Annotated in this window: 22 protein-coding genes, 1 tRNA gene and 1 pseudogene; 13 read left to right on the forward strand and 11 right to left on the reverse strand. The window is 71.6% G+C overall.

The window, feature by feature from the left end:
* The first annotated feature begins 219 nt into the window (after nucleotides 1–219).
* From ACFWBN_RS18760 to ACFWBN_RS18775, 4 genes are all read left to right on the forward strand, one after another.
* Nucleotides 220–2,163, forward strand: a complete 1,944-nt coding sequence (locus ACFWBN_RS18760) for a hypothetical protein (protein WP_385177974.1) — start codon at nucleotides 220–222, stop codon at nucleotides 2,161–2,163.
* An 89-nt stretch (nucleotides 2,164–2,252) separates the two neighbouring features.
* The gene (locus ACFWBN_RS18765) at nucleotides 2,253–4,130 is read left to right on the forward strand and encodes an MFS transporter (protein WP_385177976.1); all 1,878 of its coding nucleotides are present in this window, start codon (nucleotides 2,253–2,255) and stop codon (nucleotides 4,128–4,130) included.
* Nucleotides 4,131–4,252: 122 nt separating this feature from the next.
* Nucleotides 4,253–4,456 (forward strand): hypothetical protein, encoded by a 204-nt coding sequence (locus ACFWBN_RS18770; RefSeq protein ID WP_385177978.1) that lies wholly within the window; start codon nucleotides 4,253–4,255, stop codon nucleotides 4,454–4,456.
* A gap of 392 nt (nucleotides 4,457–4,848) precedes the next feature.
* Nucleotides 4,849–5,283: a sortase domain-bontaining protein gene (locus tag ACFWBN_RS18775; RefSeq protein ID WP_385177980.1), complete on the forward strand. Its 435-nt coding sequence runs from the start codon at nucleotides 4,849–4,851 to the stop codon at nucleotides 5,281–5,283.
* A gap of 98 nt (nucleotides 5,284–5,381) precedes the next feature.
* Here ACFWBN_RS18775 and ACFWBN_RS18780 read toward each other — a convergent pair whose 3' ends face one another.
* From ACFWBN_RS18780 to ACFWBN_RS18810, 7 genes and pseudogenes are all read right to left on the reverse strand, one after another.
* Nucleotides 5,382–6,230: a nitroreductase/quinone reductase family protein gene (locus ACFWBN_RS18780; RefSeq protein ID WP_385177982.1), complete on the reverse strand. Its 849-nt coding sequence runs from the start codon at nucleotides 6,228–6,230 to the stop codon at nucleotides 5,382–5,384.
* A 232-nt stretch (nucleotides 6,231–6,462) separates the two neighbouring features.
* Nucleotides 6,463–6,535 (reverse strand) — tRNA-Arg (locus ACFWBN_RS18785).
* Nucleotides 6,536–6,618: 83 nt separating this feature from the next.
* Nucleotides 6,619–7,071 carry an iron chaperone gene (locus tag ACFWBN_RS18790; protein WP_385177984.1) on the reverse strand — a complete coding sequence of 151 codons (453 nt, stop codon included), beginning with the start codon at nucleotides 7,069–7,071 and terminating at the stop codon, nucleotides 6,619–6,621.
* A 31-nt stretch (nucleotides 7,072–7,102) separates the two neighbouring features.
* Nucleotides 7,103–7,726 carry a glyoxalase gene (locus ACFWBN_RS18795; RefSeq protein WP_385177986.1) on the reverse strand — a complete coding sequence of 208 codons (624 nt, stop codon included), beginning with the start codon at nucleotides 7,724–7,726 and terminating at the stop codon, nucleotides 7,103–7,105.
* Between the two features lie 77 nt (nucleotides 7,727–7,803).
* Nucleotides 7,804–8,034: pseudogene (locus ACFWBN_RS18800) on the reverse strand (AraC family transcriptional regulator); the annotation flags it as partial.
* A 24-nt stretch (nucleotides 8,035–8,058) separates the two neighbouring features.
* Nucleotides 8,059–8,469, reverse strand: coding sequence for a VOC family protein (locus tag ACFWBN_RS18805; protein WP_385177988.1), 411 nt, complete (start codon nucleotides 8,467–8,469; stop codon nucleotides 8,059–8,061).
* Nucleotides 8,470–8,756: 287 nt separating this feature from the next.
* Nucleotides 8,757–10,034, reverse strand: coding sequence for a M6 family metalloprotease domain-containing protein (locus tag ACFWBN_RS18810; RefSeq protein WP_385177989.1), 1,278 nt, complete (start codon nucleotides 10,032–10,034; stop codon nucleotides 8,757–8,759).
* A 332-nt stretch (nucleotides 10,035–10,366) separates the two neighbouring features.
* On the opposite strand from ACFWBN_RS18810, the gene ACFWBN_RS18815 reads away from it, so the two are divergent.
* From ACFWBN_RS18815 to ACFWBN_RS18825, 3 genes are all read left to right on the forward strand, one after another.
* The gene (locus ACFWBN_RS18815) at nucleotides 10,367–11,143 is read left to right on the forward strand and encodes a TetR/AcrR family transcriptional regulator (protein WP_385178086.1); all 777 of its coding nucleotides are present in this window, start codon (nucleotides 10,367–10,369) and stop codon (nucleotides 11,141–11,143) included.
* Nucleotides 11,144–11,205: 62 nt separating this feature from the next.
* Complete coding sequence (locus ACFWBN_RS18820) at nucleotides 11,206–12,756, forward strand: MFS transporter (RefSeq protein ID WP_385177990.1); 1,551 nt, start codon at nucleotides 11,206–11,208, stop codon at nucleotides 12,754–12,756.
* 191 nt (nucleotides 12,757–12,947) lie between these two features.
* A complete protein-coding gene (locus ACFWBN_RS18825) occupies nucleotides 12,948–13,709 on the forward strand; it encodes a dioxygenase (protein WP_385178087.1) in 762 nt (253 codons plus the stop codon).
* Here the strand turns inward: ACFWBN_RS18825 and ACFWBN_RS18830 are convergent.
* A complete protein-coding gene (locus ACFWBN_RS18830) occupies nucleotides 13,706–14,329 on the reverse strand; it encodes a Uma2 family endonuclease (protein ID WP_385177991.1) in 624 nt (207 codons plus the stop codon). The two genes, ACFWBN_RS18825 and ACFWBN_RS18830, sit on opposite strands and share 4 nt — an antisense overlap.
* A gap of 531 nt (nucleotides 14,330–14,860) precedes the next feature.
* Between ACFWBN_RS18830 and ACFWBN_RS18835 the strand changes: the two genes are divergently transcribed.
* The gene (locus ACFWBN_RS18835) at nucleotides 14,861–15,838 is read left to right on the forward strand and encodes an RNA polymerase sigma factor RpoD/SigA (protein ID WP_385177992.1); all 978 of its coding nucleotides are present in this window, start codon (nucleotides 14,861–14,863) and stop codon (nucleotides 15,836–15,838) included.
* Between the two features lie 358 nt (nucleotides 15,839–16,196).
* On the opposite strand, the gene ACFWBN_RS18840 is transcribed toward ACFWBN_RS18835, so the two are convergent.
* A complete protein-coding gene (locus ACFWBN_RS18840; protein ID WP_385177993.1) occupies nucleotides 16,197–17,150 on the reverse strand; it encodes a helix-turn-helix transcriptional regulator in 954 nt (317 codons plus the stop codon).
* A gap of 63 nt (nucleotides 17,151–17,213) precedes the next feature.
* On the opposite strand from ACFWBN_RS18840, the gene ACFWBN_RS18845 reads away from it, so the two are divergent.
* The 3 genes from ACFWBN_RS18845 to pfkB all read left to right on the forward strand — a co-directional run bounded on the left by ACFWBN_RS18845 (nucleotide 17,214) and on the right by pfkB (nucleotide 20,642).
* Nucleotides 17,214–18,788: an MFS transporter gene (locus ACFWBN_RS18845; RefSeq protein WP_385177994.1), complete on the forward strand. Its 1,575-nt coding sequence runs from the start codon at nucleotides 17,214–17,216 to the stop codon at nucleotides 18,786–18,788.
* A gap of 133 nt (nucleotides 18,789–18,921) precedes the next feature.
* Complete coding sequence (locus ACFWBN_RS18850) at nucleotides 18,922–19,683, forward strand: DeoR/GlpR family DNA-binding transcription regulator (protein WP_385177995.1); 762 nt, start codon at nucleotides 18,922–18,924, stop codon at nucleotides 19,681–19,683.
* Nucleotides 19,680–20,642 carry a 1-phosphofructokinase gene (pfkB, locus tag ACFWBN_RS18855; RefSeq protein ID WP_385177996.1) on the forward strand — a complete coding sequence of 321 codons (963 nt, stop codon included), beginning with the start codon at nucleotides 19,680–19,682 and terminating at the stop codon, nucleotides 20,640–20,642. Before ACFWBN_RS18850 ends, pfkB begins: the two co-directional genes overlap by 4 nt.
* Before the next feature lie 4 nt (nucleotides 20,643–20,646).
* Here the strand turns inward: pfkB and ACFWBN_RS18860 are convergent, their stop codons facing one another.
* Nucleotides 20,647–21,417: a DUF6227 family protein gene (locus tag ACFWBN_RS18860; protein ID WP_385177997.1), complete on the reverse strand. Its 771-nt coding sequence runs from the start codon at nucleotides 21,415–21,417 to the stop codon at nucleotides 20,647–20,649.
* A 183-nt stretch (nucleotides 21,418–21,600) separates the two neighbouring features.
* Here ACFWBN_RS18860 and ACFWBN_RS18865 point away from each other — a divergent pair, with 183 nt between their 5' ends.
* The gene (locus tag ACFWBN_RS18865; protein ID WP_385177998.1) at nucleotides 21,601–22,251 is read left to right on the forward strand and encodes a vitamin K epoxide reductase family protein; all 651 of its coding nucleotides are present in this window, start codon (nucleotides 21,601–21,603) and stop codon (nucleotides 22,249–22,251) included.
* Nucleotides 22,252–22,332: 81 nt separating this feature from the next.
* Here the strand turns inward: ACFWBN_RS18865 and ACFWBN_RS18870 are convergent, their stop codons facing one another.
* Nucleotides 22,333–22,743, reverse strand: coding sequence for a rodlin (locus ACFWBN_RS18870; RefSeq protein ID WP_385177999.1), 411 nt, complete (start codon nucleotides 22,741–22,743; stop codon nucleotides 22,333–22,335).
* A 269-nt stretch (nucleotides 22,744–23,012) separates the two neighbouring features.
* Between ACFWBN_RS18870 and ACFWBN_RS18875 the strand changes: the two genes are divergently transcribed.
* Entirely contained in the window at nucleotides 23,013–23,465 is a 453-nt protein-coding gene (locus ACFWBN_RS18875; RefSeq protein ID WP_385178000.1) for a hypothetical protein, read from the forward strand.
* Nucleotides 23,466–23,585 lie beyond the last annotated feature (120 nt).

The following is a 23,585-nucleotide window of genomic DNA, read 5'->3' on the forward strand; positions in this document are numbered from 1 at the left end:
GCTGAGGGGCCTGTCGCCTCGGATCGCACGGCCGCGTTCCGTATCCGCAAGGATTCCGCTTCGGTGTCGGATGCACCGGTCGAGGAGCGTGCTGACTCGGAGTCCACTGCCGCGCCCCGCGCCGCCAAGGCTTCCGGCTCCGCGTCGGAGTCTTCGGCTGAGGGGCCTGTCGCCTCGGATCGCACGGCCGCGTTCCGTATCCGCAAGGATTCCGCTTCGGTGTCGGATGCACCGGTCGAGGAGCGTGCTGATTCGGAGCGCACTGCCGCGCCCCGCGCCGCCAAGGCTTCCGGCTCCGCGTCGGAGTCTTCGGCCGAGGGGCCCGTCGGCTCGGGCCGTGCTGCCGCGCCCCGCGTCGGCAAGGGCTCCGATTCCGCGTCGGGTTCCTCCGTCGGCGAGGCCGTGAAGGCGGATTCCGGTTCTGCTGGTGCTCCGGCTTCGCCCGCCGCAGGCGAGGTCGCGGACTCGGAGCGCACTGCCGTGTTCCGGGCGGTGAAGCCCGCGCCGGCCGCGCCTGCCGCTGACGCCAAGTCCGAGGCTCCGGCCGAGGCCACCAAGGCCAAGCCCGACGCTTCCGCTTCGGAGCCGGCCGACTCCGAGCGCACCGCGGTGTTCCGCGCGGTGAAGCCCACGGCGGCACCGGGCGAGAGTGCCAAGGCCAAGCCCGATGCCCCCGCCGGGGAAGCGGCCGACTCCGAGCGCACCGCCGTGTTCCGGGCCGTCAAGCCCAAGGCCAGTACCTTCGTACCGCTGCGGAGCGACGAGCCCGGGCAGCAGCCGAAGCCCCCCGCGCCGCCCTCCGCGCAGAGCGCTACGCCGGCCCCGACCCGGACCCCCGCGGAGAACGCCGAGCGGACCACCCAGCAGCCGCTGCCGCCCAAGCCGCCGCTCGACATGCTGGCGGACCTCACCAACAACCCGCCCCCGCCGCCGAGCCCGATGCGCACCGCCATCCGGCGGTTCAAGATCTACTTCCCGATCGCCGTGCTCCTGGCGATCATCCTCGCCGTCGTACAGCTGGTGCGCCCCCTGCCCCAGCCGCAGCTCGTGATGACCGCGCAGTCCTCGTACACCTTCGGCGGCTCCAAGCCCGAGCTGCCCTGGCCCAGCGACGGCCAGGCCTACATGGCCGCCGCCGGCCTCGGCACGCTCGGACAGTCCGGCGAGCAGAAGCCCGTGCCGATCGCGAGCGTCACCAAGTCGATGACGGCGTACATCATCCTGCGCGACCACCCCATAAAGAAGGGTGAGAAGGGCGCGATGATCGACGTCGACAAGACGGCCGAGACCGAGGGCAAGAAGAACAACTCGACCGACAACGAGTCCACCCTCGACACGGTCAAGGAGGGCGACAAGATCTCGGAGTACGACGCGATCGCGGCCCTCATGATCCCGTCGGCCAACAACATCGCGCGGCTGCTCGCGCGCTGGGACTCCGGTTCCCAGGAGGCGTTCGTCAAGAAGATGAACGACACCGCCAAGGAACTCGGCATGGCCAACACCACGTACACCGACCCCTCGGGCCTGGACGCGACCACGGTCAGCACCGCCGAGGACCAGGTGAAGCTGGGTCTGAAGCTCGTCGAGATGGAGACCCTGCTCGACATCACGAAGAAGCCCAAGTGGATCGACCCGTCGGGCAAGGAGTGGCGGAACTGGAACGGCCTGGTCCCGTACAACGACGCGCTCGGCATCAAGACCGGTACGACGACGAAGGCCGGCGGAAACCTCCTCTTCGCCGCCCAGAAGAAGATCGGCAACACCAACCAGCTGATCGTCGGAGCCGTCCTCGGCCAGCACAAGCCGCCGATCATCGACAGCGTGCTCGCCGCGAGCAAGCAGCTCATGATCGCCACCCAGAAGTCCCTCGAAGGCGCGCCCGTGGTGAAGAAGGGCGATGTCGTCGGCTACGTGGACGACGGGCTCGGCGGCCGGACGAAGGTCGTCGCCACCGCCGACGTGCAGGCGATCGGCTGGGCCACGCTCACCGTGAACGTGAAGCTCGCCGACGGCGGCGGCAAGCTCCCGCAGACGGCCAAGGCCGGCACGGAGATCGGCATGCTCACCGTGGGCGAGGGCGCCAGCCAGGTGAAGGTGCCGGTGGCGCTGCAGAGCGACCTCGCCGCGCCGGGCATCGGCAGCAAGCTGACGCGCGTCGGCTGACGGCCGGTGGCAGCGTGGATCCGGCGTCCCGGGCAACCCCGGGGCGCCGGAACGCGTCTTGGGAGCGGGACCGTAGTGGGTGGACCGAGGTGTTGGGGAGTGCGGCCGTGACCACCGCTGAGCAGCAGGACCGACGCCGGGCGGGCGGCGCCCCGGCGGCGACCGCGGCCGACCCGGCGGCCGATCCCGCCCCGCCGGCCGGCGGCATAGGGCGCCGCGGCCTCGACTGGCTCCGCCGCCACCCGGTCGCCGTAGCCACCCTCCTCGCGGGGGTGCTGCACGTCGCCTGGTTCTACAGCTTCGCCAACAGCGGCGGCGACCTCGCCGCGCAGGACGCCTGGGCCGAGTTCGTGGGCCGCCATCCCGATTCGGCGTACAACCTCGCCTGGTACGGGGGCATGCACCCCGTCTCGTACAGCGTGGTCTCCCCGTACCTCATGCACATGCTCGGCGTCCGGACCACGATGATGATCGCGGGCACCGTCTCGGCCGGGCTGTTCGCGCTGATCCTGACCCGCTGCCGCGGCGCCGTGCGCGAGCCCCTGTGGCCCGCCCTGGCCGGGGTGTACGGGCTGCTCTGCAACGCCCTGTCGGGCCGCGTCACCTTCGGGCTCGGCGTGATGTTCGCGCTCGGCGCCGTCGCCGCCGTCTTCTGCTGGCCCCGCAAGTGGGCGGAGCGCCGCTGGGCCAAGGCCGCCGTGGCGGCGCCGCTGGCCGGGCTCGCGACCGCCTCCAGTCCGGTGGCCGGGCTCTTCCTCGGGGTGATCGCGGCCGCGCTGTTCCTGAGCGGCCGGCGCCCGGGTGCGTACGCGCTGGGGCTGGCTCCCGTGGCCGTCGTCGGGCTGTCGGCCTGGCTGTTCCCCTTCTCCGGGACGCAGCCGATGAAGCTGGGCTCGGCCTGGCTGCCGTTCGTGTTCGCGCTGGCGATCCTCTTCCTGGTGCCCAAGCGCTGGAAGACGGTCCGGATCGCCTCCGCCGTGTACGCCTTCGGCACCTTCCTGACCTGGGCGATCGACTCCCAGATCGGCTCGAACGTCACCCGGCTGATCATGCTCTTCGGCGGGGCGGTGCTGCTCGCGGCCCTCCCGTACGCGTTTCCGCGCTCGCGGCGCTGGTACGCGCTGGCGCTGGCCTTCGCCGGAATGAACATCTGGATCACCACCAACAGCATCACGGACATCGTGCGCACCACCCCGGTGGCCGCCTGGAACCGGGAGCTGGCCCCGCTCGTCGACCAGCTCCAGAAGGCGGGCGCCGACCGCGGCCGGGTCGAGGTGGTCCCGGCCAGCAGTCATCGCGAGTCCTCCGCCTTCCCCTCGTACGTGAACCTCGCGCGCGGCTGGAACCGGCAGGCCGACCTGGAGCGGAACCCGCTCTTCTACGACGACACCCTCACCGCCGACAGCTACCGCGAGTGGCTGCAGCGCTGGGCCGTGCACTACGTGGTGCTGCCCGCGGACAAGCCGGACTCGGGCGGCGAGGACGAGGCGCGGCTGGTGGGCGGCGGGCTCCCGTACCTCCAGCAGGTGTGGGGCGACGCGAACTGGCGGCTCTTCAAGGTCGACGCGCCGACGGATCTGGTGGCCGGCCAGGCGACGGTGGTGCGGGCGGGTGCCGACCAGCTCGTCATCGACGTGAAGCGGGCCGGGCGGGTGACGGTCCGGATCCCGCACTCGCCGTGGCTGGGGCTGGTGGACGGGGCGGGCAAGGCGGTGGCGCCGCCGCAGGAGTCCTTCGCGTCGAAGGCGCGGGGGTCCGTGCCGAAGGAGTACGCGAACGCGGCCGGGTGCCTCTTCAAGGCGGCCCCGGACGACGCGGGCGACGTGTGGACGGAGCTGCTGGCGCCGGCGCCGGGGGAGTACCGGGTGGCGGCGAAGTACCAGCTCCCGCGCGGTACGCCCTGCCCGCAGGAGCTGGTCAACGCCGCGCTGGGGGTCCCGGAGCGGCCGACTCCGCCCCGGCCTTGACCGCTGCCCGCCCGTCGCCCGTTCCCCGGATTGTTACGCGCCGGTCCGGGTGCGTTCATCCCTATATGTGCATACGATCCGAGTAGTCCGATTGGGTGCTTCCCGAGGGAGTTGACGACGGGATGAGCAAAGAGCAGAAGCAGGACGTCCAGGCGGCCATCGCGAAGGCGCAGGAGCAGGTCCAGCTGCCGCGTCTGCCGGGTCACGGCTTCGAGGGTCCGGTACGGAGCAAGGTCAAGGGCGGTGCGCACACCAAGGCGGCCCTCAAGCGGGCCGGCACCCCACAGGGTGACCGTATCGGCGAGCGCAGCAGGGGCCTGAGCTGATTCCGTGCGATGGCGTGGCCCTTCCGGTTCCGGCCGGGAGGGCTTCGTGCGTCTCTGACCAGGGACTTTGGTCCTTTCCCGGTCCTTGACGTCTTCGCGGGGGAGCTTCCGGACAACCGTTACATTGCCGACGGACTACCCACACACGGCCCCCGTAACGTCACGTCCATGCCCAGCACTCTCGCCCCCGATCGCAGCGCCCGTACCCGGACCCGTACCCGCCGTGCGGTGACGACCGCAGCCCTCGCCGCCGCCCTCACCGGCACCCTCGCGGCCTGCGGCGGCACCGGCACCGCCGGCGCCCAGCTGCCCCCGACCCCAAGGTCGGCAGCACCGCCACCCCGGCCGCCGCCACCGCGGCCCCGGCGCTGCCCCGCTCCAAGCCGACCGGCATGAAGATCGACGCGGCGGGCGTGGACGCGAAGAGGATGGTCGACCTCAAGGTGGACCCGGCCACCGGCGAGCTCGGCGTGCCCAACGCCGACACCGACGCCGACAACCCCGGCTGGTGGACCGAGGGCGTCACCCCGGGGGAGCAGGGCCCCGCCGTGCTCGTCGCGCACTTCGACACCAAGTACGGGCCGGCGCTGATGAAGGACGTCAAGAACATCAAGCTCGGCGACCTGATCGAAGTCCCGCGCGAGGACGGGAAGACGGCCGAGTTCAAGATCCGCGAGATCGAGGACGTGAACAAGAAGGACTTCCCGACCGACAAGGTCTACGGGGACACCGCCCGCCCCGAGCTGCGCCTGCTGACCTGCGGCGGCGAGATCAAGGACGGCCACCGCACCAACAACGTCATCCTCTACGCCGACCTGGTGGCGTGAACCCGGCGGGACCGGACGAGGGCGGCGCCGGGCCGGCGGGCGACCCACCGACCCACCGACCCACCGGCCCACCCACCGGCCCGGCGCCGAGGGCCGCCTCAGCCTCCCAGGGCCCGCAACACCGGCAGCAACTCCGCCTCCTCGGCGTCGAGATGAGCCTCCAACTCCCGGCTCATCCGCTCCACCAGCCCGCCGAACCCGTCCGCGGGCCCGTCCAGCACCCGCACCAGCTCCTCCTGCAGCCGCGCGATGACACGGTGCTCGGCACCGACCCGCCGGAAGAACTCCCGCATATGGGGATGCTGTTGCTCCAGGTGCGGGAACAACCCCGCGTCCTCGCTCCTGTGGTGGAACTCCAGCGAGTGGCAGAAGGCCAGGCAGTGCTGGCGCAGCTGCATCCCGAGCCCGCCGGGCCCGCCGCCGCGCGCCTCCTCCCGTACGAGGGCCAGCTGCGCCCGCAGCCAGCCGTGCACTTCGAGCAGCTTCCCGGCGATCCCGCCCTCCCCGGCGGGCACTTCGTGCGTCCGCTGCAGGCCCACGACGGGAATCTCCCGCGCGGTGCGCGCCTGGTACTCCCCGTACCCCGGCTGCTCCCGTACGACGTGCGCGAACAGCTCGGCCCGCCGCGCCCCGACGGCGGGCACGGCGACGGCCTCGTACTCCTCGGTCCCGGTCTCGACCTCTACGAGGGGACGCGCGAGCAGATTGTGATACCAGGCGGGGTGCCGGTCGGCCCCGAGGTTGGACGCGACGACGAACAGCGGCCCGCCGCCGCCCTCTTCCCGGACGAAGCCGAGCGGAACGGTGTGCCGTTTCCCGGACCTCGCCCCAGTGGTGGTGAGCAGCAGAAGCCGGGCCCCCTCGAAGGGGCCGCCGACGCGCCCGGCGTTCCCCCGGAACTCCTCGACGACGGACTGATTGAACGAATCGAAAGATGTGAATGACACGGAGTGTGGATCCCTCACGGTGTGTGTGCGTGCGATGGCAGCGAAACAACCGAGGGAGATCACCCGTAGCCGGCGGCGTAGACGCCCATGGGCCCGGTCCTTCGAAAACAGGTGCCTGCCCAACCACCGCCCGGCCCACATCTCAGTAGGCGGCGTCACGCGACACGTGCGCCATAAAACCACATGACGACGAGGACCCCCAGCCGAAATTCGGCTGGGGGTCCTCGGATCGTGCCCTCGGCAGGATTCGAACCTGCGACACCGGCTTTAGGAGAGCCGTGCTCTATCCCCTGAGCTACGAAGGCGCCGCAGACAGCCTAGCGGATCGCGCTCCGCGGGTGCGCCCCCATATTGGATCAACCCTGCGCGCTCACGAGGAGCACCGGCCTCAGCCCGCCGCCTTCTTGATGAGCTCGCCGATGCGCGCCTCGTCGGCGGCGGTCAGCTTCGTCAGGGCGTAGGTGGTCGGCCACATGGTGCCGTCGTCGAGGTCCGCCTGGTCGCTGAAGCCGAGCGTGGCGTAGCGCGTCTTGAACTTCTGCGCGCTCTGGAAGAAGCAGACGACCTTGCCGTTCCTGGCGTAGGCGGGCATGCCGTACCAGAGCTTCGGCGTGAGGTCCGGGGCGCCGGCCTTGACGATGGCGTGGAGCCGCTCGGCGAGGACGCGGTCCGCGTCCGGCATCTCGGCGATCTTCGCGAGGACCTCGCCCTCCGTGTCCGCCTTGGCCGCGCGGGTCCCGCGACGCGCGGCCGTCTTCAGCTCCTTGGCGCGCTCCTTCATCGCGTCCCGCTCGTCGTCGGTGAATCCGTCGTACTTCTCGGACGTCTGTGTGGCCTTCATGGCAGGTTCCTCTCCGGGTTCGGGGTGTGAATCAGGCGGTGGTCGTCAGCGACGCGGCTTCCCAGGCAAAGCCGTCGGGGTCGGTGAAGGGCCCGGCGGCGCTGCCCAGCATCAGCCGGTGCGATCCGGTGCCGTCGGCGGGCACGCCGACCTCCTTGGCGAGGGCGCGGCGCCCGTACAGGGCGAGCTTGACGGAGGACGCGGGGGCGGCGAACTGGACGTACTTGCTGCCGAAGCTCTTCTCCACGGTGAGGCCGTGTTCGACGTAGAACCGCTTGGTCGCGGTCACGTCCGAGGCGCCCAGCAGGAGCACGATCTCGTCGATCTGCCGGGTGGCCGGGCCGGTGTCCTTCTTCTCCGACGACGCGACCTTCCAGATCGTCCCGTCGGGGGCCTGGACCACGCCGCCGTAGCCCCAGAACGACTTCTTGGCGGGTTTCAGGGAGGTGGCACCGGCGGCGAGGGCGGCGTCGAGGAAGGCGTTGACGTCGGCCGGCTGGGCCACCGTGAGCGCCAGCGCGAAGCCGCGGAAGCCGGTGGTCGGTGCCTCCGAGGCCCGCAGGCGGACCTGGGCGCCCAGACCGAAGGCGGTGTAGAAGCGGTCGGCGGCCGTGGTGTCGGCCACCTCGAGGGTGACGGATGCGATGGAGTTCATGTCCATCACGCTAGGTCCGGCGCGGTCGCAAGTGCTTCTCGATTCCTGACCGGTCCGGCCGAGAGCGCGGTGACCGCCGCGCGCTCGGTGCGGCGCGCCACCACATACGCGTACGGCGAGAGGCCGTAGGCGAGCCGGAACTGCCGGCTGAGGTGCCCGGGCGCCATGCCCGCGCCGCGGGCGAGCGCCTCGACGTCCAGCGGCCGCGCGTACTCCCGGTCGATCCGGTCGCGGACGCGGCGCAGTCGCGCGAGGTCGCGCAGGTGCTGCGCGGCCGTGAGTGCGCGCGCCCATGAGGGATGACACACGATGAGGACTCCTTCCCCGACTGCTCAGCGGAGCTCTTGGATGCGGATCAGGTTGCCCGCGGGGTCGCGGAAGGCGCAGTCGCGCACGCCGTACGGCTGCTCGGTCGGCTCCTGGACGACCTCGGCGTCGCCGGCCTGCACCTTCTCGAAGGTGCCGTCGAGGTCCCGGGTGGCCAGCAGGATCCAGCCGTAGGTGCCCTTGGCCATCATTTCGAGGATGGTGCGGCGCTCGTCCTCGGTGATCCCGGGGTCGGCGGCGGGCGGCGCCAGGAGGATCGACGTGCCGGGCCGGCCGACGGGGCCGACCGTGATCCAGCGCATCTTGCCGTGCCCGACGTCGCTGCGGACCTCGAAGCCGAGGGTGTCGCGGTAGAAGGCCAGGGAGGCGTCCGGGTCGTCGTGCGGGAGGGCCGTGGTGTGGATGGTGATGTCCATGCCCGCCACGCTAACTCCGCCCTCCCGACCGGCGCTTCTCGAATCCTGATCTCCCCGGACGGCCGAAGCCGGCCGTGGGGCGGGGACGCGCAGGAGGGTCCCCGCAGGACGAGCGCGCAACCACCCTTACGCCACGCAGCACAGCCTTGGTGCGCGAGGACGAGGAGACGCTCCGGAGCGGCACCGCCCCACCCCCCCGGCCCCGGGAAGGGACGCCCCCGAGCACCGGCGGAACGGTCCCGACCCGGCGGAACGGGATCACGGCCCGCCCCGGCGGAGCGCAACGGCTACGGCCGGGTGATCCGCACCTGGTAGCTCCCGTTCCGCAGTTCCCCCACCACCGAGATGCTGACGCCCGCCTTCTCGTCGGTGAACGTCTCGCCCGGCCGGAACGGCGCGTCCGACAGCTCCGCGTGCACATTGGGCCGCCGCGTACAGCCGCCGCTCCCGCCCGCGCTGTCCGACACCGTCACCGGGCCGCGCCCGGTGTCCACGTCCGAGTCCACCTTGTAGATGAGGACGCCGGGCTTGCAGACGGCTTCGTCGTTCCCCGCCTGCGTCCGCACCTCCACCGCGTACCCGGCGCTCTCCGACAGCGGTACGAAGGCCAGCTTCTTCCCGCCCGCCACCGCCAGCGGCGACAGCGTGTGGTCGCTGGGGCCCGACTTCGACGCACAGCTGATCTGCGCGACGTCCAGCCAGCCCAGCTTCCACTTGTGCCAGCCCAGCAGGTCGTTGTTGGCGCCCCAGTCCTCGCTCATGATGTCCCAGTGCCCGACCGTGCCCCCGCCGTCGGCGGTGTACAGGTCCGGCAGGCCGAAGACGTGCCCGTTCTCGTGGGGCAGCACCCGGTAGCCGGTCTCCCGGTAGGTGCCCGAGCCGTCGTCCTGCCGGCTGTAGACGAAGGACGTGTTGGCGAGCGGCACCCCGTCGGCCACCGGCGCCTCGCCGTTGCCCGAGAAGGTCACCGACAGGACCGTGTCCAGGGCGGACGGCCCGGCGTTCGGGGTCACCAGGATGTTGATCAGGTCGTACCGGCTGAAGTCCACCTCGGAATCGGCGGCCTTCGCGATGTGCTCGACGAGCTGCCGGTAGCCCGGCTCGTACGCGGACCCGCGCTCGATCCCGTACGCCGCGAACGGCATCGGCATGCGCAGCCAGGTCCTTATCGGCGCCTCGGCCCGGTAGCTGAGCCGGCCGTAGGAACTGGTGCGGAACCACTCGGAGGTCTTGGGGAAGAACTCCGCCAGCCGGTCGAGCGCCGTGCCCTCGCCCTTGGCGTCGGGGAAGTCGATCATCAGGTTCAGCGCCCGGACCTCGCCGGTCGAGCGGGAGTACCCGGGCGGGGTCGGCAGGCCCTCGGACATCTGCACGCCCATCGTGCCGGCGATCCGGCACGGTGCGAGAACGGATTCGGCGGTCGTGGCCACGGGCCCGGCCGCGGAGTGGGGGCGGCCGGATATCCCCGTGCTCGCCGTCGCCGTGACGCCGAGGGCCAGCGCGGTCAGGCCGATGTACGCGCTGGTGCGGCGTGATCTGCGTATCCGGTGGCGGGTCTGCGGCATGGAGATCGCCTTCGGGTCCGCGGCAGCCGGCCCTGCCCGGTCTGCGCTCTGTTCGATCACCCTCCGACGGCGGCGGCGCGCCCGCGCGTCGGGAGAGGCCAAACGATGACCGGCGCAGCTCTCCGTGTGACTCAGGTCACACGGGCGAGTGAAATAACCGGGGACCCGATCCCCGTTTGTACGTGAGTCCCACGAAGTGGGGACCGGCTCCCCGTTTGGGGCGGGCCGTACGCATCGACCAGCGCGCCGGCGTGTCAGCGCGCCAGGGAGGCCCCGGAATGAAGCGCCCCACCACCGCCGCACCGACGGCCCTGCCCGTCCCGGGCGCGGCCGTGGACCTGGCGCAGACCGCGAACGCGGCTCCGGCGGCCAGCGCGGCTTCGGCGGCGAACGCAGCTCCGGAGGCGAGTGCGGCTCCGGTCGCGAACGCGGCTCCGGCGAGCGGGGCGCAGGCGGCGCCCCCGGCGCAGTCCGCCGACTGCAAGGCGGTCCCGCGCCCGCGCGCCGACGCCGTCCGCAACCGCGAGCGGATCCTGACCGCCGCCCGCGAGATCCTCGTCGAGTTCGGCTCCGGGGCCCCCTTCGACGAGATCGCCCGCCGCGCGGGCATCGGCAACGCCACCCTCTACCGGCACTTCCCCGACCGCCGCACCCTCGTCCACGAGGTCGCCCTCTTCGTCATGGGCCGGGTCACGGCCTCCGCCGAGGCGGCCCTCGCCGAGGAGCCGGACGCCTTCGCCGCGCTGTGCCGCTTCACGCACACCGCCGCCGACGAGCGGATCGGCGCCCTGTGCCCCATGCTCACCGACGACTTCGACCGCGAACACCCCGAACTCCTGGCGGCGAGCGAGGCGTTGGGGGTGGCCGTCGAGACCCTGCTGGCCGCCGGCCAGGACGCCGGGCTGGTCCGTACGGACATCGGCGCCGGCGACCTGACGATCGCGCTGTCCCAGCTCAGCCGCCCCCTCCCCGGTACCGGCTGCTTCGACGCGGACCGCTTCGCCCACCGCCATCTCCAGCTGTTCCTCGACGGGCTGCGGGCTCCGGCCCGCTCCGAACTGCCCGGCACGGCCGCCACGTTGGACGACCTGAGGCAGAAAACCATGTGACACGCACGAGCTTCCTGAAATAGCCTTTTTCAGTCATTCCGCACAGTGAAGTGGGTACCCCCATGCCGAAAACAGCCGCGACACCCCCGCTGGCTGCCGATCCCAGCCGCTGGAAGGCACTCGTCTTCATAGCCCTGGCGCAGCTGATGGTCGTCCTCGACGCGACCATCGTGAACATCGCCCTCCCCTCCGCCCAGACCGACCTCGGCATCTCCGACGGCAACCGCCAGTGGGTCATCACCGCGTACGCGCTGGCCTTCGGCGGACTGCTCCTCTTCGGCGGCCGCATCGCCGACAAGTGGGGCCGCAAGAACGCCTTCATCGTCGGTCTCATCGGCTTCGCCCTGGCCTCCGCGCTCGGCGGCGCCGCGAACGGCGAGGCCATGATGCTGGGCGCCCGCGCCCTGCAGGGTGCCTTCGGCGCGCTGCTCGCCCCGGCGGCCCTCTCCCTGCTCGCCGTGATGTTCACCGACGCCAAGGAGCGCGCCAAGGCCTTCGGCATCTACGGTGCGATCGCGGGCGGCGGCGGCGCCGTCGGCCTGATCCTCGGCGGCTTCCTCACCGAGTACCTCAACTGGCGCTGGACCTTCTTCGTCAACATCCCCTTCGCGATCATCGCGGCCGTGGGTGCCTGGATGGTCATCCGCGAGCCCGCAGGCTCCCGCAACCGCGCGCCGCTCGACATCCCCGGCGTGGTCCTGTCCACGCTCGGTCTCGTCTCGCTGGTGTACGGGTTCACGCGCGCCGAGTCGGCCGGCTGGTCGGACGGCGTGACCATCGCGATGTTCGTCGCCGCCGCGGTCCTGCTGCTGGGCTTCGTGCTCACCGAGTCCCTGGTCAAGTCCCCGCTGCTGCCCCTGCGCGTCCTGCTGGAGCGCAACCGCGGCGGTGTCTACCTCTCGCTGGGCCTGGCCGTCATCGCGATGTTCGGCCTGTTCCTCTTCCTCACCTACTACCTCCAGGTCGTGAAGGGCTTCTCGCCCGTCAAGACCGGCTTCGCCTTCCTGCCGATGATCGCGGGCATGATCACGGGCTCCACCCAGATCGGCGCCCGCCTGATGACCCGCGTCCCGCCGCGCCTGCTGATGGGCCCGGGCTTCCTGCTCGCCGCCACCGGCATGCTGATGCTGACCCAGCTCGAGGTCGGGTCCTCGTACCCGGCGCTGATCCTGCCGGCGCAGCTGCTGCTGGGCCTCGGCATGGGTACGGCGTTCATGCCGGCCATGTCCCTGGCCACGCACGGGGTGAACCCGGCCGACGCCGGTGTCGCCTCCGCCATGGTCAACACCTCGCAGCAGGTCGGCGGCGCCATCGGCACCGCGCTGCTGAACACCATCGCCGCCTCGGCGACCACCGCGTACCTGACCGACCACGCGGCCGAGGCCGCCGGCGGCGGCGCGGCGGCCAAGCTGATCCAGGCGCAGGCCATGGTCGAGGGTTACTCCTCCGCCATCTGGTGGGCGGTCGGGATCCTGGTCGCGAGCTCGACCATCGCGCTGACCCTGATCAACACCGGCCGTCCGGGCGCGAGCGGCCCGGTGGCCTCCGGTTCGGGCTCGGGCTCCGGTGTCGCCAAGGACGCCGAGATCCAGGTCCCGGTGATCGCCCACTGACAGGGCGCCCGCGCGGGAATGACCGGGAATGACTGAAGACCCCGCTTGGTTCAAATTTGAACCAAGCGGGGTTAGTCTTTTCGTGCGGCCCCGCACCGACGAGGAGGAGCGCCATGACCCCCGTACCCCCGACCGCACCGAGCGCGACGACCGCCACGGATGCCCCGGGCGCGCTCCCGCAGGGGACCCGCATGCCGGCCCTCTACCTCAGCCACGGAGCCCCGCCGCTCGCGGACGACCCGGTCTGGCCGGGCGAACTGGCCGCCTGGTCCGCGACGCTCCCGCGCCCGACGGCGATCCTGATGGTCTCCGCGCACTGGGAGGAGGCCCCGCTCGCCCTCGGCGCCACCCGGCCGACCCCGCTCGTCTACGACTTCTGGGGCTTCCCCGAGCACTACTACCGGGTCCGCTACGAGGCCCCGGGCGCCCCGCGGCTCGCCGCCTCGGTCCGCGGCCTCCTCCAGGCCCCCGGCACCCCCGTCCAGGACATACCGGACCGCGGCCTCGACCACGGTGCGTACGTGCCCCTCGTCGAGATGTTCCCGGAGGCCGACATACCGGTCCTCCAGATCTCCCTCCCGACCCTGGACCCGCGCCGCCTGATGGACATCGGCCGCAAGCTGGCGCCCCTGCGCGACGAGGGGATCCTGATCGTCGGGAGCGGCTTCTTCACCCACAACCTCGCCGCACTGCGGCACCCGGGCGTGCCCGCCTGGTCGGCGGAGTTCGACGCGTGGGGCCACGAGGCCCTGGCCGCCGGCGACCTGGACTCCCTGCTCGACTTCGAGGCCAAATCCCCGTCCGGCCGCCTGGCCCACCCCCGCACGGAACACTTCGCCCCGCTCTTCGTCACCCTCGGCGCGGCCGAAGCCGCCGGCGACCTCACGGCCCGCCGCGACACGGTGGACGGCTTCTGGATGGGCCTCTCGAAGCGCTCCCTCCAGTTCGGCTAGGGCGTGGTCCGCAGCGCCCCCGTGATCGCCTCGCCGATCACGAACCCCTTGGCGGGCCCTTCGGGGACGATCACCTCGGTTCCGTAGGGCATCCGCACCTCGGAGGCGTACCGCGCCTCACCGGGCACGGGGCCGGTCAGCACGCTGACGGTGCCGTGCCCGTCGTAGTCGTCGATGAGCACGTACACGGGGATCCCGGCACGCGCGTACGCGCGCCGCTTGCGGACGCGGTCGCGGGTGATGCCCCGAGGGTCCGGTGCCACGACTTCGGCGATCAAGGGCACGGTCGACGCATCGATCCCAAGCCCTCCCCGCGCCGCGTGCCCCGTCAGGTCGTCCGGCGCGACGAAAACATCCGGAGCCCAGGCCTCGTAGCCGCCGACCACGTGCATCGCCATGCGAGGTGCGTAGGGTCCGTCCCTCAGGTGCGATGCCAGCCGGTGGCACAGCCGGTTCGCGGTGAGGGCGTGTGTGAACGGACACCCCACGCGCCACATTTCGATGCACCCCTCGACGATCTCGACGCGGAAGGTCTCAGGAGGGTCGATCGACTGCCAGGCCCGCCAGACGGCCTGGTCGAGGTCGAGGTCGGGGCCCGTTGGCGGGATGCGTATGGTCACGCCAGGCACGCTAGGCCGTGCCAGAGCATGCCGAAGGCATATGCCCGTATTTCGCTCGGACGAGTGGGGACCGGGCGCGAGCGGTGGCGGTTTCGGGCGGAATCGGCGGCTTGTCGCGTATCCAGCGATTCGCTGGGCGGTCCAGGCAACCAGAACGCGGTGAGGGCCGTCTTCGGGGTAGGAGTGCAGCCACGGGCGGCGCCGTTCCGGAGTGAACACGGCCGTGTCGAACGTGACGGCGGTCTCACGGGCGTAGCGGTGGTGCGCGTCGGTGAGGACCGGCGGATCGGCCTCCGTTCCGGGCCTGACCTGCACCTCTTCGGGCCCCGGCGGCATCGTGCCCGCTCTCGCGGCGGGGCAGGATACTGCAAGATCTCGAAAAAGAGGGAGCGACGTGGGAATTCTGTCCCGATTCCAGTCGTTGTTTCCTTCGGATGCGGGCACTCGGGAGAGTGTCCGGGGGCGCCCCACCGCACCATCGGTGGCGTCCGGCAGCCGCACCGCGACCGAACTCATCGCAAGGGAGCACGCATGGCAACCCGCGCCGTCGCCCGTCGTCAGTCCACGAGCAGCGCTCGCGCTGTGGGCGGGGAGATCGCAGACCGCGACCTGGTCGGCATGTACCTGGACGAGATCGCGCGCACCCCGCTGCTCGACGCCGCAAAGGAAGTGGAGCTCTCCCAGATCATCGAGGCGGGCGTCTACGCCCAGCAGATCCTCGACGGAGTGATCGAGCGATCCGGTAAGACACCCTCCCGCGAGGAGCTGGAGGCGCTGGCCGCCGAAGGCGAGCGCGCCAAGGAAGTCTTCATCCGCTCCAACCTCCGCCTCGTGGTGGCCGTCGCCCGCCGCTACCCGCGCAGCGGCCTGCCGCTCCTCGACCTGATCCAGGAGGGCAACGCCGGCCTGGTCCGCGCGGTCGAGAAGTTCGACTACGCCAAGGGCTTCAAGTTCTCCACGTACGCGACGTGGTGGATCCGCCAGGCGATCACCCGCTCCATCGCGGACCAGTCCCGCACCATCCGCCTCCCCGTCCACCTGGTCGAGGAGCTCGGCCGGATCCGCCGCGTCCAGCGCGAGTTCAACCGCGAGAACGGCCGCGACCCGGAGCACGCCGAGATCGCCGCCGAGCTGGACACCACGGAGAAGCGGGTGGGCGACGTACTGGACTGGGCGCGCGACCCGGTCAGCCTCAACATGTCGGTGGACGACGACGGCGACACGCAGTTCGGCGACCTCCTGGAGGACACCTCGGCGATCTCCCCGGAGCAGTCCGTGCTGTCGCTGCTGCGCAGCGAGGAGCTGGAGGACCTGCTCGGGAAGCTCGACCAGCGCACCGCGTCGATCATCAAGATGCGGTACGGCATCGACGACGGCCGCGAGCGGACCCTGACGGAGGTCGGCAAGCAGCACGGCCTGACCCGCGAGCGGATCCGCCAGATCGAGAAGCACGCGCTTCTGGAACTGAAGCGGATGGCCCGGGACACGGGCTTCGACGCGGTGGCCTAGCGCGGCCGGCAGCCATCCCGCGGGCCTCGGCCCCACCCCCCAAACGAGCCCCGGTGCCTATCCCCCCCCAGGCGCCGGGGCTCCCCCCTGCCCGAGGCGCGGGCCCGCTGCTGGGCCTCCGCCCCAGACCCTCCCCCAGACTCCGTCCGGGGGGACCCCCACGCCTCAAACGCCGGCGAGGCTTGATTTGCCTCCGGCGGCGCCTCAAACGCCGGCGGGGCTGAAATTGCCCTGCGGGCAATCCAGCCGCACCTGGCGGGCCGCATCAGCCAAATCCAGCCCCTCCGGCGTTTGAGGAGCGGGGTACGGGGCGGAGCCCCGGATCTTTGAGCCGCACCCACAAACCTCGCCGGAGGCGTCAGGCTGCCGCCAGGCGGGCGCCCATTTCGCGGGCCGCCGCGGCGAGGGCCGGCGGGGCGTGGACCGTGAAGGGGAGGCCCGACAGGGCGAGGCGGGCCGCCAGCCACTCAGGGGCGTCCCCGGTCTCGAAGCGGACCAGGGTGCCCTTGCCGTCCGGCCCCGGCCCCGGCAACGCCGCATCCCGCATCCACTCCGGCAGCGCCTCGGCCGAGGCGACGGCGAAGCCCACCTCCACCGTGTACGTCGTCTCCCCGCCCAGCAGCCCCCTCCGGACGAAGGCCACCGGATCCATCGGCAGCTCCCGCGGAGCGAACCGCGCTCCCGTCGCGAACGCCTCGCCCACCCGGTCCACCCGGAAGGTCCGCCAGTCCTCCCGCTCCAGGTCGTAGGCCACCAGGTACCACCGGCTCCCCGTGCTCACCAGCCGGTACGGCTCCACCAGCCGCCGCGACGCCACCCCGTCCCGCGCCCGGTACGCGAACCGCAGCCGCTCCGGCCCCGCCACCGCCGACGCCATCGTCGTCAGCGTCCGCGGATCCACGCTCGCCCCGTCCCCGCGCGTCAGCGCGCTCGTGGCCGACTGCAGCGCGCTCACCCGGTGCCGCAGCCGCGACGGAAGCACCTGCTCCAGCTTGGCCAGGGCGCGTACGGAGGCCTCCTCGACCCCCTCGATCGCGTGCCCGGCTCCCGCCCGCAGCCCCACCGCGATCGCCACCGCCTCCTCGTCGTCCAGCAGCAGAGGCGGCATCGCCGCCCCCGCCACCAGCCGGTACCCGCCCTCCGCGCCCAGCGTGGACTCCACCGGGTACCCGAGGTCCCGCAGCCGCTCGATGTCCCGCCGGATGGTCCGCGAGCTCACCCGCAGCCGTTCCGCCAGCTCGCTCCCCGGCCATTCGCGCGGGGTCTGGAGGAGGGACAGCAGGGAGAGGAGCCGTGCCGGGGTGTCGGTCATGTGACCCAGGTTGCCAGCGAAATAGGACACCTGTTGACCTACTTCCCGTCTAGGTTTCTCTCCATGAGCACCGAGACGTCCAAGACATCGCCCGAAAGAGAGAACGGGCCCGTACGAGAAGAAGAGCGGACAGACGCAGACGCATCCAGCCCGCAAGAGCCGGCGACGCCGGCCGACCGCCGCCGCTGGCTGGCGCTCGCCATCGTGATGACCGCGGCCTTCATGGACCTGGTCGACGTCACGATCGTCAACATAGCGATACCCAGCATGCGCCAGAACTTCGGTGCCTCCACCAGCGCCATCCAGTGGATCACCGCCGGCTACGCCCTCGCCTTCGCCGCCGGCCTCATCACCGGCGGCCGTCTCGGTGACATCTACGGCCGCAAGCGGCTCTTCCTCATCGGCATCGCGGGCTTCACCGCCGCCTCGCTGCTCTGCGGCATCGCGGCCAACCCCTCCATGCTCGTCGCCTCCCGCATCCTCCAGGGCGGCATGGCGGCCATGATGGTCCCGCAGGTGCTGGCGATCATCCACGTCACCTTCCCGCCGCACGAGCGCGGCAAGGTCTTCGGCATGTTCGGCGCGATCGTCGGCCTCGGCGCCGTCTCGGGCCCGATGCTCGGCGCGCTGCTCACCGAGTGGAACCTCTTCGGCCTCGAATGGCGCCCGATCTTCCTGATCAACCTGCCCGTCGGCATCGCCGGCGTGCTGCTGGGCCGCAAGTTCATCACCGAGTCCAAGGCCCCCCAGGCCCTGCGCCTCGACCTCGTCGGCGTCGTGCTCGCCACCCTCGGCCTGGTCATGCTGATCTTCCCGCTCACCCACGGCCGCGAGAACGACTGGCCGGTCTGGGGCTTCGTGTCGATGGGGCTCGTGCCGTTCGTCTTCGCCGGCTTCATCGCGTACGAGCAGTACAAGATCAAGAAGGACGGCTCGCCGCTCGTCGAGCTCTCCCTCTTCAAGGTCAAGAGCTTCGCCGGCGGTATCGCCGTCCAGCTGACCTTCGGCCTCGCGACCGGCATCTTCTTCCTGGTCTGGACGCTGTACATGCAGATGGGCCTCGGCTGGAGCGCCCTGCGCGCCGGAGTCACCGGCATCCCCTTCTCCCTCGCCGTCTCGGCCGCCGCGGGCATGTCCGTCCAGAAGCTCGTCCCGCGCTTCGGCCGCAAGGTGCTCCAGGCGGGCGCGCTGACCATGGCCGCGGGCCTGCTCCTCTACATCTGGGAGTCGCAGCGCTACGGCATGGAGATCGCCTCCTGGCAGATGGCCGCGCCGCTGGTCGTCATGGGCATCGGCATGGGCCTGATCGTCGCCCCGCTCACCGACACCGTGCTGTCCGAGGTGCCGCGCGAGCACGCCGGATCGGCCTCCGGCCTGATCAACACCACGGGTCAGATGGGCAACGCGCTGGGCCTCGGCCTGACCTCCGTCGTCTTCTTCGGGCTGATCGACGACGACATGGTCCTCGGGCCGCCCTACGTCGAAGCCTTCCGGGGCGCGCTGTGGTGGGTGGTGGCCGTCATGGTCGTGATCTTCGCTGTGATGTTCATGCTGCCGCGCAAGTCCCTCCCGATGGAGCAGCGCGAGGGCGGATCCGAGCACGCCGGCCCCGCCGCGGAGAAGGTCCCGGTGGCCTGAGGTTCTTCGCCCCCACTCCACGGACATGCCCGCTTTTGTTGGCGGGTATGTCCGTTTCCCTTTGTTTTGCTCCCTTGGGGGCGTACGGTAGGGGAAAGCCACAGAGTCGGGCATCGAACGGACGTGGAACCACATGTACGCGCCGGAGCGCCAGCAGGAGATCCTCCGCCTCGCCCGTGAGGCGGGCCGGGTCGACGTGCTCTCGCTCGCCGACCGCTTCCAGGTCACGGCCGAGACCGTACGCCGCGACCTCAAGGCCCTCGACCGCGCCGGCCTGGTCCGCCGGGTCCACGGCGGGGCCATACCGGCCGGCCGCCTCGCCTTCGAGCCGGACCTCACCGAGCGCGAGGCCACCGCCGCCGACGAGAAGGACCGCATCGCCGCCGCGGCGCTGGCCGAGCTCCCCGACGGCGGCAGCGTCGTCCTCGACGCCGGCAGTACGGTCGCCCGCCTCGCGGCCGCGATCCCCGTCGACATCGCCCTCACCGTCGTCACCCACGCGCTGCCCGTCGCCGCCCGCCTCGCCGACCACACCGGCATCGACCTCCACCTCGTCGGGGGCCGCGTCCGCCACCGCACCCGCGCCGCCGTCGACGCCTGGGCCCTGCGCGCCTACGCCGAGATCCGGGCCGACGTCCTCTTCCTCGCGACCAACGGGTTCACGGCCGAAGGCGGCCTCACCACCCCCGACCTCGCCGAGGCGGCCGTCAAGCGCGCCGCGGTGGCCGCCGCCCGCCGCGTCGTCCTCCTCGCCGACTCCGCCAAGGCCGGACAGGAGCACTTCGCCCGCTTCGGCTCCTTCGCGGACGTGGACCTCCTCATCACCGACGCGGGGCTCGCCCCCGCCCACCAGGCGGCGATCGAAGCCACCGGTACGGAAGTTGTGCTCGTATGATCCTCACCGTCACCCCCAACCCCTCCCTCGACCGGACCTACGAGGTCCCCTCGCTGGAGCGCGGCGACGTACTGCGCGCCACCGTCGACCGGGTCGACCCCGGGGGCAAGGGAGTCAACGTCTCCCGCGCGGTGGCCGCCGCGGGAGTGCGTACGACGGCGGTCCTCCCGCTCGGCGGAGCCCCCGGCACCCTCCTCGCCGAACTCCTCGGAGCGCAGGGCGTGGACGTCACGGCCGTGTCGATCGCCGGGCAGACCCGCTCGAACATCTCGGTCGCCGAACCGGACGGCACCCTCACCAAGATCAACGCACCCGGCCCGGAGCTCACGCCCGGGGAATCCGCCCTCCTCCTGGACACCGTCCGCACCTGCTCCGGCGATGCCGCCTGGATCGCCTGCTGCGGCAGCCTCCCGCGCGGCCTCGCCCCCGCCTGGTACGCCGACCTCGTGGCCCGCGCCCACGCGGCGGGCGCCCGCATCGCCCTCGACACCTCGGGCCCGGCCCTGCCGGCGGCCCTGTCCGCACGCCCCGACGTCATCAAGCCGAACGCACAGGAGCTCGCCGAAGCGGTCGGCCGGCCGCTGGCCACCCTCGGCGACGTCGTCAAGGCGGCCGAAGAGCTGCGCTCGCTGGGCGCGGGCGCCGTACTGGCCTCGCTCGGCGCGGACGGCCAGCTCCTCGTCTCCGCGGAGGGCACCTACTACGGCACGGCGCCGGTCCCCCCGGACCGGGTCCGCAGCAACGTCGGGGCGGGCGACGCGACCCTGGCCGGCTTCCTCATCGCCGGAGGCACCGGCCCCGAGGCCCTCGCCTCGGCCCTGGCCCACGGCGCGGCCGCCGTCCAGCTCCCCGGCAGCGCCATGCCGACCCCCGCGGACCTGCGCCCCGACGAGGTCCGCATCACCCAGGACCTGCCCCTGGACCTCCCGCTGTCCGTCACGGCCCCGGCCGCGGCCTGACGGGTCAGCGGACCCGGGCGCGGAGCTCCATGGCCTCGCGCGCGGCTCCCTCGCTCTCGTACACCTCGCACATGTGCCGCCCGTCCGGCGTCGCCGTGTGCTCGACCTCCCACAGGCTGACCTCGCTCCCGTCCAGCAGGACGAAGGCGTGCTCGTACAGGCTGAAACCGGCGTCCCGGCCGTCCGACAGGCACTGCCGGGGCCCGAACGCCTGAGTGATCTGGTGGGCGTACGCCGACCGCAGCAGCGCCGCCACCGGCTCGCCGGGCCGGTCCGCGTTCTCCGCGCGCCGCAGCACCCGACGGGCGTGGTCCGCGGACTCCTCCACCGCGTACTCCCGGTGGCGCTGCGCCGGAGCCGAGGCCGCGAACAGCAGGCTCAGCACCGCCATGTCGTGGTCCTCCTCGTCGTCGCAGGGCAGCAGCGTCGGATCCAGGGCGGCCTCGGCCGGGACCTCCCCGAACAGCCGCGACACGGCCAGGCAGGCCTCCGCCTTGCTCGCGAAGATCTCGTGACGGGCCGTCCGGTCGCCCTCCTGCCGGTACGCCAGCTCCCACAGCGACACCGAACCGCCGTCGGCCAGCAGGTAGGTGTGCTGGTGGGTCTCCCGCCAGACCCCCGTCGCCGGGCTCTGGTGGGTGGTGTAGAGCGAAGAGCTGTGGGCGAGCGCCGTGCCGAGGCGCTCGACCAACCTGTCGGGCAGGTCGAAGGAGTTCAGGGCGCGGCCCAGGAGTCGGTCGAGGTGCGCCTCGGTTGTCTCGTACGGATCGCTCAAGGTGGGTCTCCAGGCCGTCGCAGCTTGTTACTTCGCGGAAGCTCAACGTAGCCCCTGGCTCTGACATCACGTCCGGGGTTCGGTAAAACGTCCGGGAAGCATCAGGGGTTCCCGCCACCCCTTCAGGTCAACTTGCATAGGGATGGGCATGGTTCGGCCCGCTCTGTGGGGGAGCGCGGGACTATGGCCCGCATGGCAACGAATACAGCGGGCCTCCCGCGCCAGCAGGGGCGGCCCCGCAGTCGACACGAGGACGAACGGGAAGCGGCGCCGCGGGGGTTGGCCTGGCTGCTGGCCCTCACCGGGGCGGCCGGGCTGCTGGCCTCCTGGGTGATCACCCTGGACAAGTTCCTCCTGCTGGAGGACCCGGACTTCAAGCCCGCCTGCAGTCTCAACCCGGTCGTCTCCTGCGGCAGCGTGATGCAGAGCGAGCAGGCGGCGGCCTTCGGCTTCCCCAACCCCATGCTGGGGCTGGTCGGGTACGCCGTCGTGGTGTGCGTCGGCGCGGGCCTGCTGGCCGGCGCCCGCTACCGCGGCTGGTTCTGGCTGGGTCTGAACGCCGGAACGCTCTTCGGCATCGGATTCTGCAGCTGGCTGATGGTCCAGTCGCTCTACGAGATCAACGCGCTCTGCCTGTGGTGCTGCCTGGCCTGGGTGGCCACCCTGCTGATGTTCTGGGCGGTCACCGCGCACAACGTCCGTACGGGTGCCCTCCCCGCCCCCGGCCCGGTGCGGGAGTTCTTCACCGAGTTCGGCTGGGCCCCGCCCGCCCTGCACATCGGGGTGATCGCCATGCTGGTCCTGACCCGGTGGTGGGACTTCTGGACGGGATGAGGACGCGGAGCGTGCGAGGGCCCCGGCAGCTGGACGCTGCCGGGGCCCTCGTCACTTCGCTCCCCGCGCGGGAGCGAAGCGTCAGCTGCCGACGGAGGCGTTGCCCGACAGGATCGGGATGTTGCTGAGGATGTGCGAGAGCGTCTCGTCGCCCTTGGCCTGGGTCGAGTTCTCGGTGCACTGCTGGTTCTGCGGGTTGGACGCGACGTTGATGTCCTGGACGCCGATGTTGAGCAGGGCGAGAATGGACTGGACGTTGACCTTGGCGGGCAGACCGATGCAGGGCTTGTTCAGGGTGCCCTGGACCAGGCCGAGCTGCGGGCTCTGGTCACCGTGGGTCTTCTGGTTGCCGTAGATCTGCTGGGAACCGTTGCCGTTCACGGTGGTGACGCCGCCGTCGTTCCCGATGGCCATGGCAGGGGCCGCGGCGGCAGCGCCCACACCGACAGCAACGGCGGAGACCGCGGCGGCGGTCATGAACTTCTTGAACATCTTGATCCTTTTGTCGCACGAGTGCCCGCCAATGGAGCGCCCTGGTCAACTGCCCGGTCGGGGGGTTGGTTCCGCTGCTTCACTCAAACGGCCTGCGGGGCACGAGGTTTTCCCCGGCCCGGGTGAGCGGCCTCCGGACGCCTGCGCGAAGCCCGTACGAAGCCCGCAGCCGCTCAAGATCCGGTTGCGCTCCGTGCGAGGTGTTCGCACGGTGAGTAAGGAGCGGACCGATCGGGTCCGCCCGTGTGTCCCCACGCGAAGGAACCCCCATGCACCGCACGAAGCCGTCCCGCGCCCGCCTCCTTGTCCCCTCGGCCCTCGCCGTCGTCATACTGACCGGCGCGGCGGCCCCCGCGAGCGCCCTCGACCTCGGCGCCCGTGCGATGCCCGTCAAGGCGGCCGCGGCCGCCGGCCCCGTCGACGACCTCATCAAGAGCATCCTCGACCAGATCAAGGCGCTGCTGCCGCCGGGCATCAGCCTGCCGCCCATCAACATCCCGGAGATCAAAATCCCCGAAATCCCCGAGATCAAGCTGCCGGAGATCCCGGGCGTGACCCTCCCGCAGATCCCCGGCGTGGAGATCCCGCCACTGGTACCGCCCACGCTCCCCGATCCGGCGGCACCGGTGGAGCTGGTGCCGGAGATCCCCGAGATCCCGGACTTCGAGATCCCGGAGTTGGAGCTCCCCGGCGTCTCGGCCGCACAAGACAGCCCCTCGTAACGGTGTTGGGTGGTACCGCGGTTACGACGATTGAGCTGAACAGGTCTGATCGCGGACCAACCCGTGTCGCCGGGGAGACTGGACCGTTTCGCTCGATGTGAGCCCCGAATCGGGGCAGAA

This window comes from Streptomyces sp. NPDC059989 (assembly GCF_042736975.1).
Classification (GTDB): Bacteria; Actinomycetota; Actinomycetes; order Streptomycetales; family Streptomycetaceae; genus Streptomyces.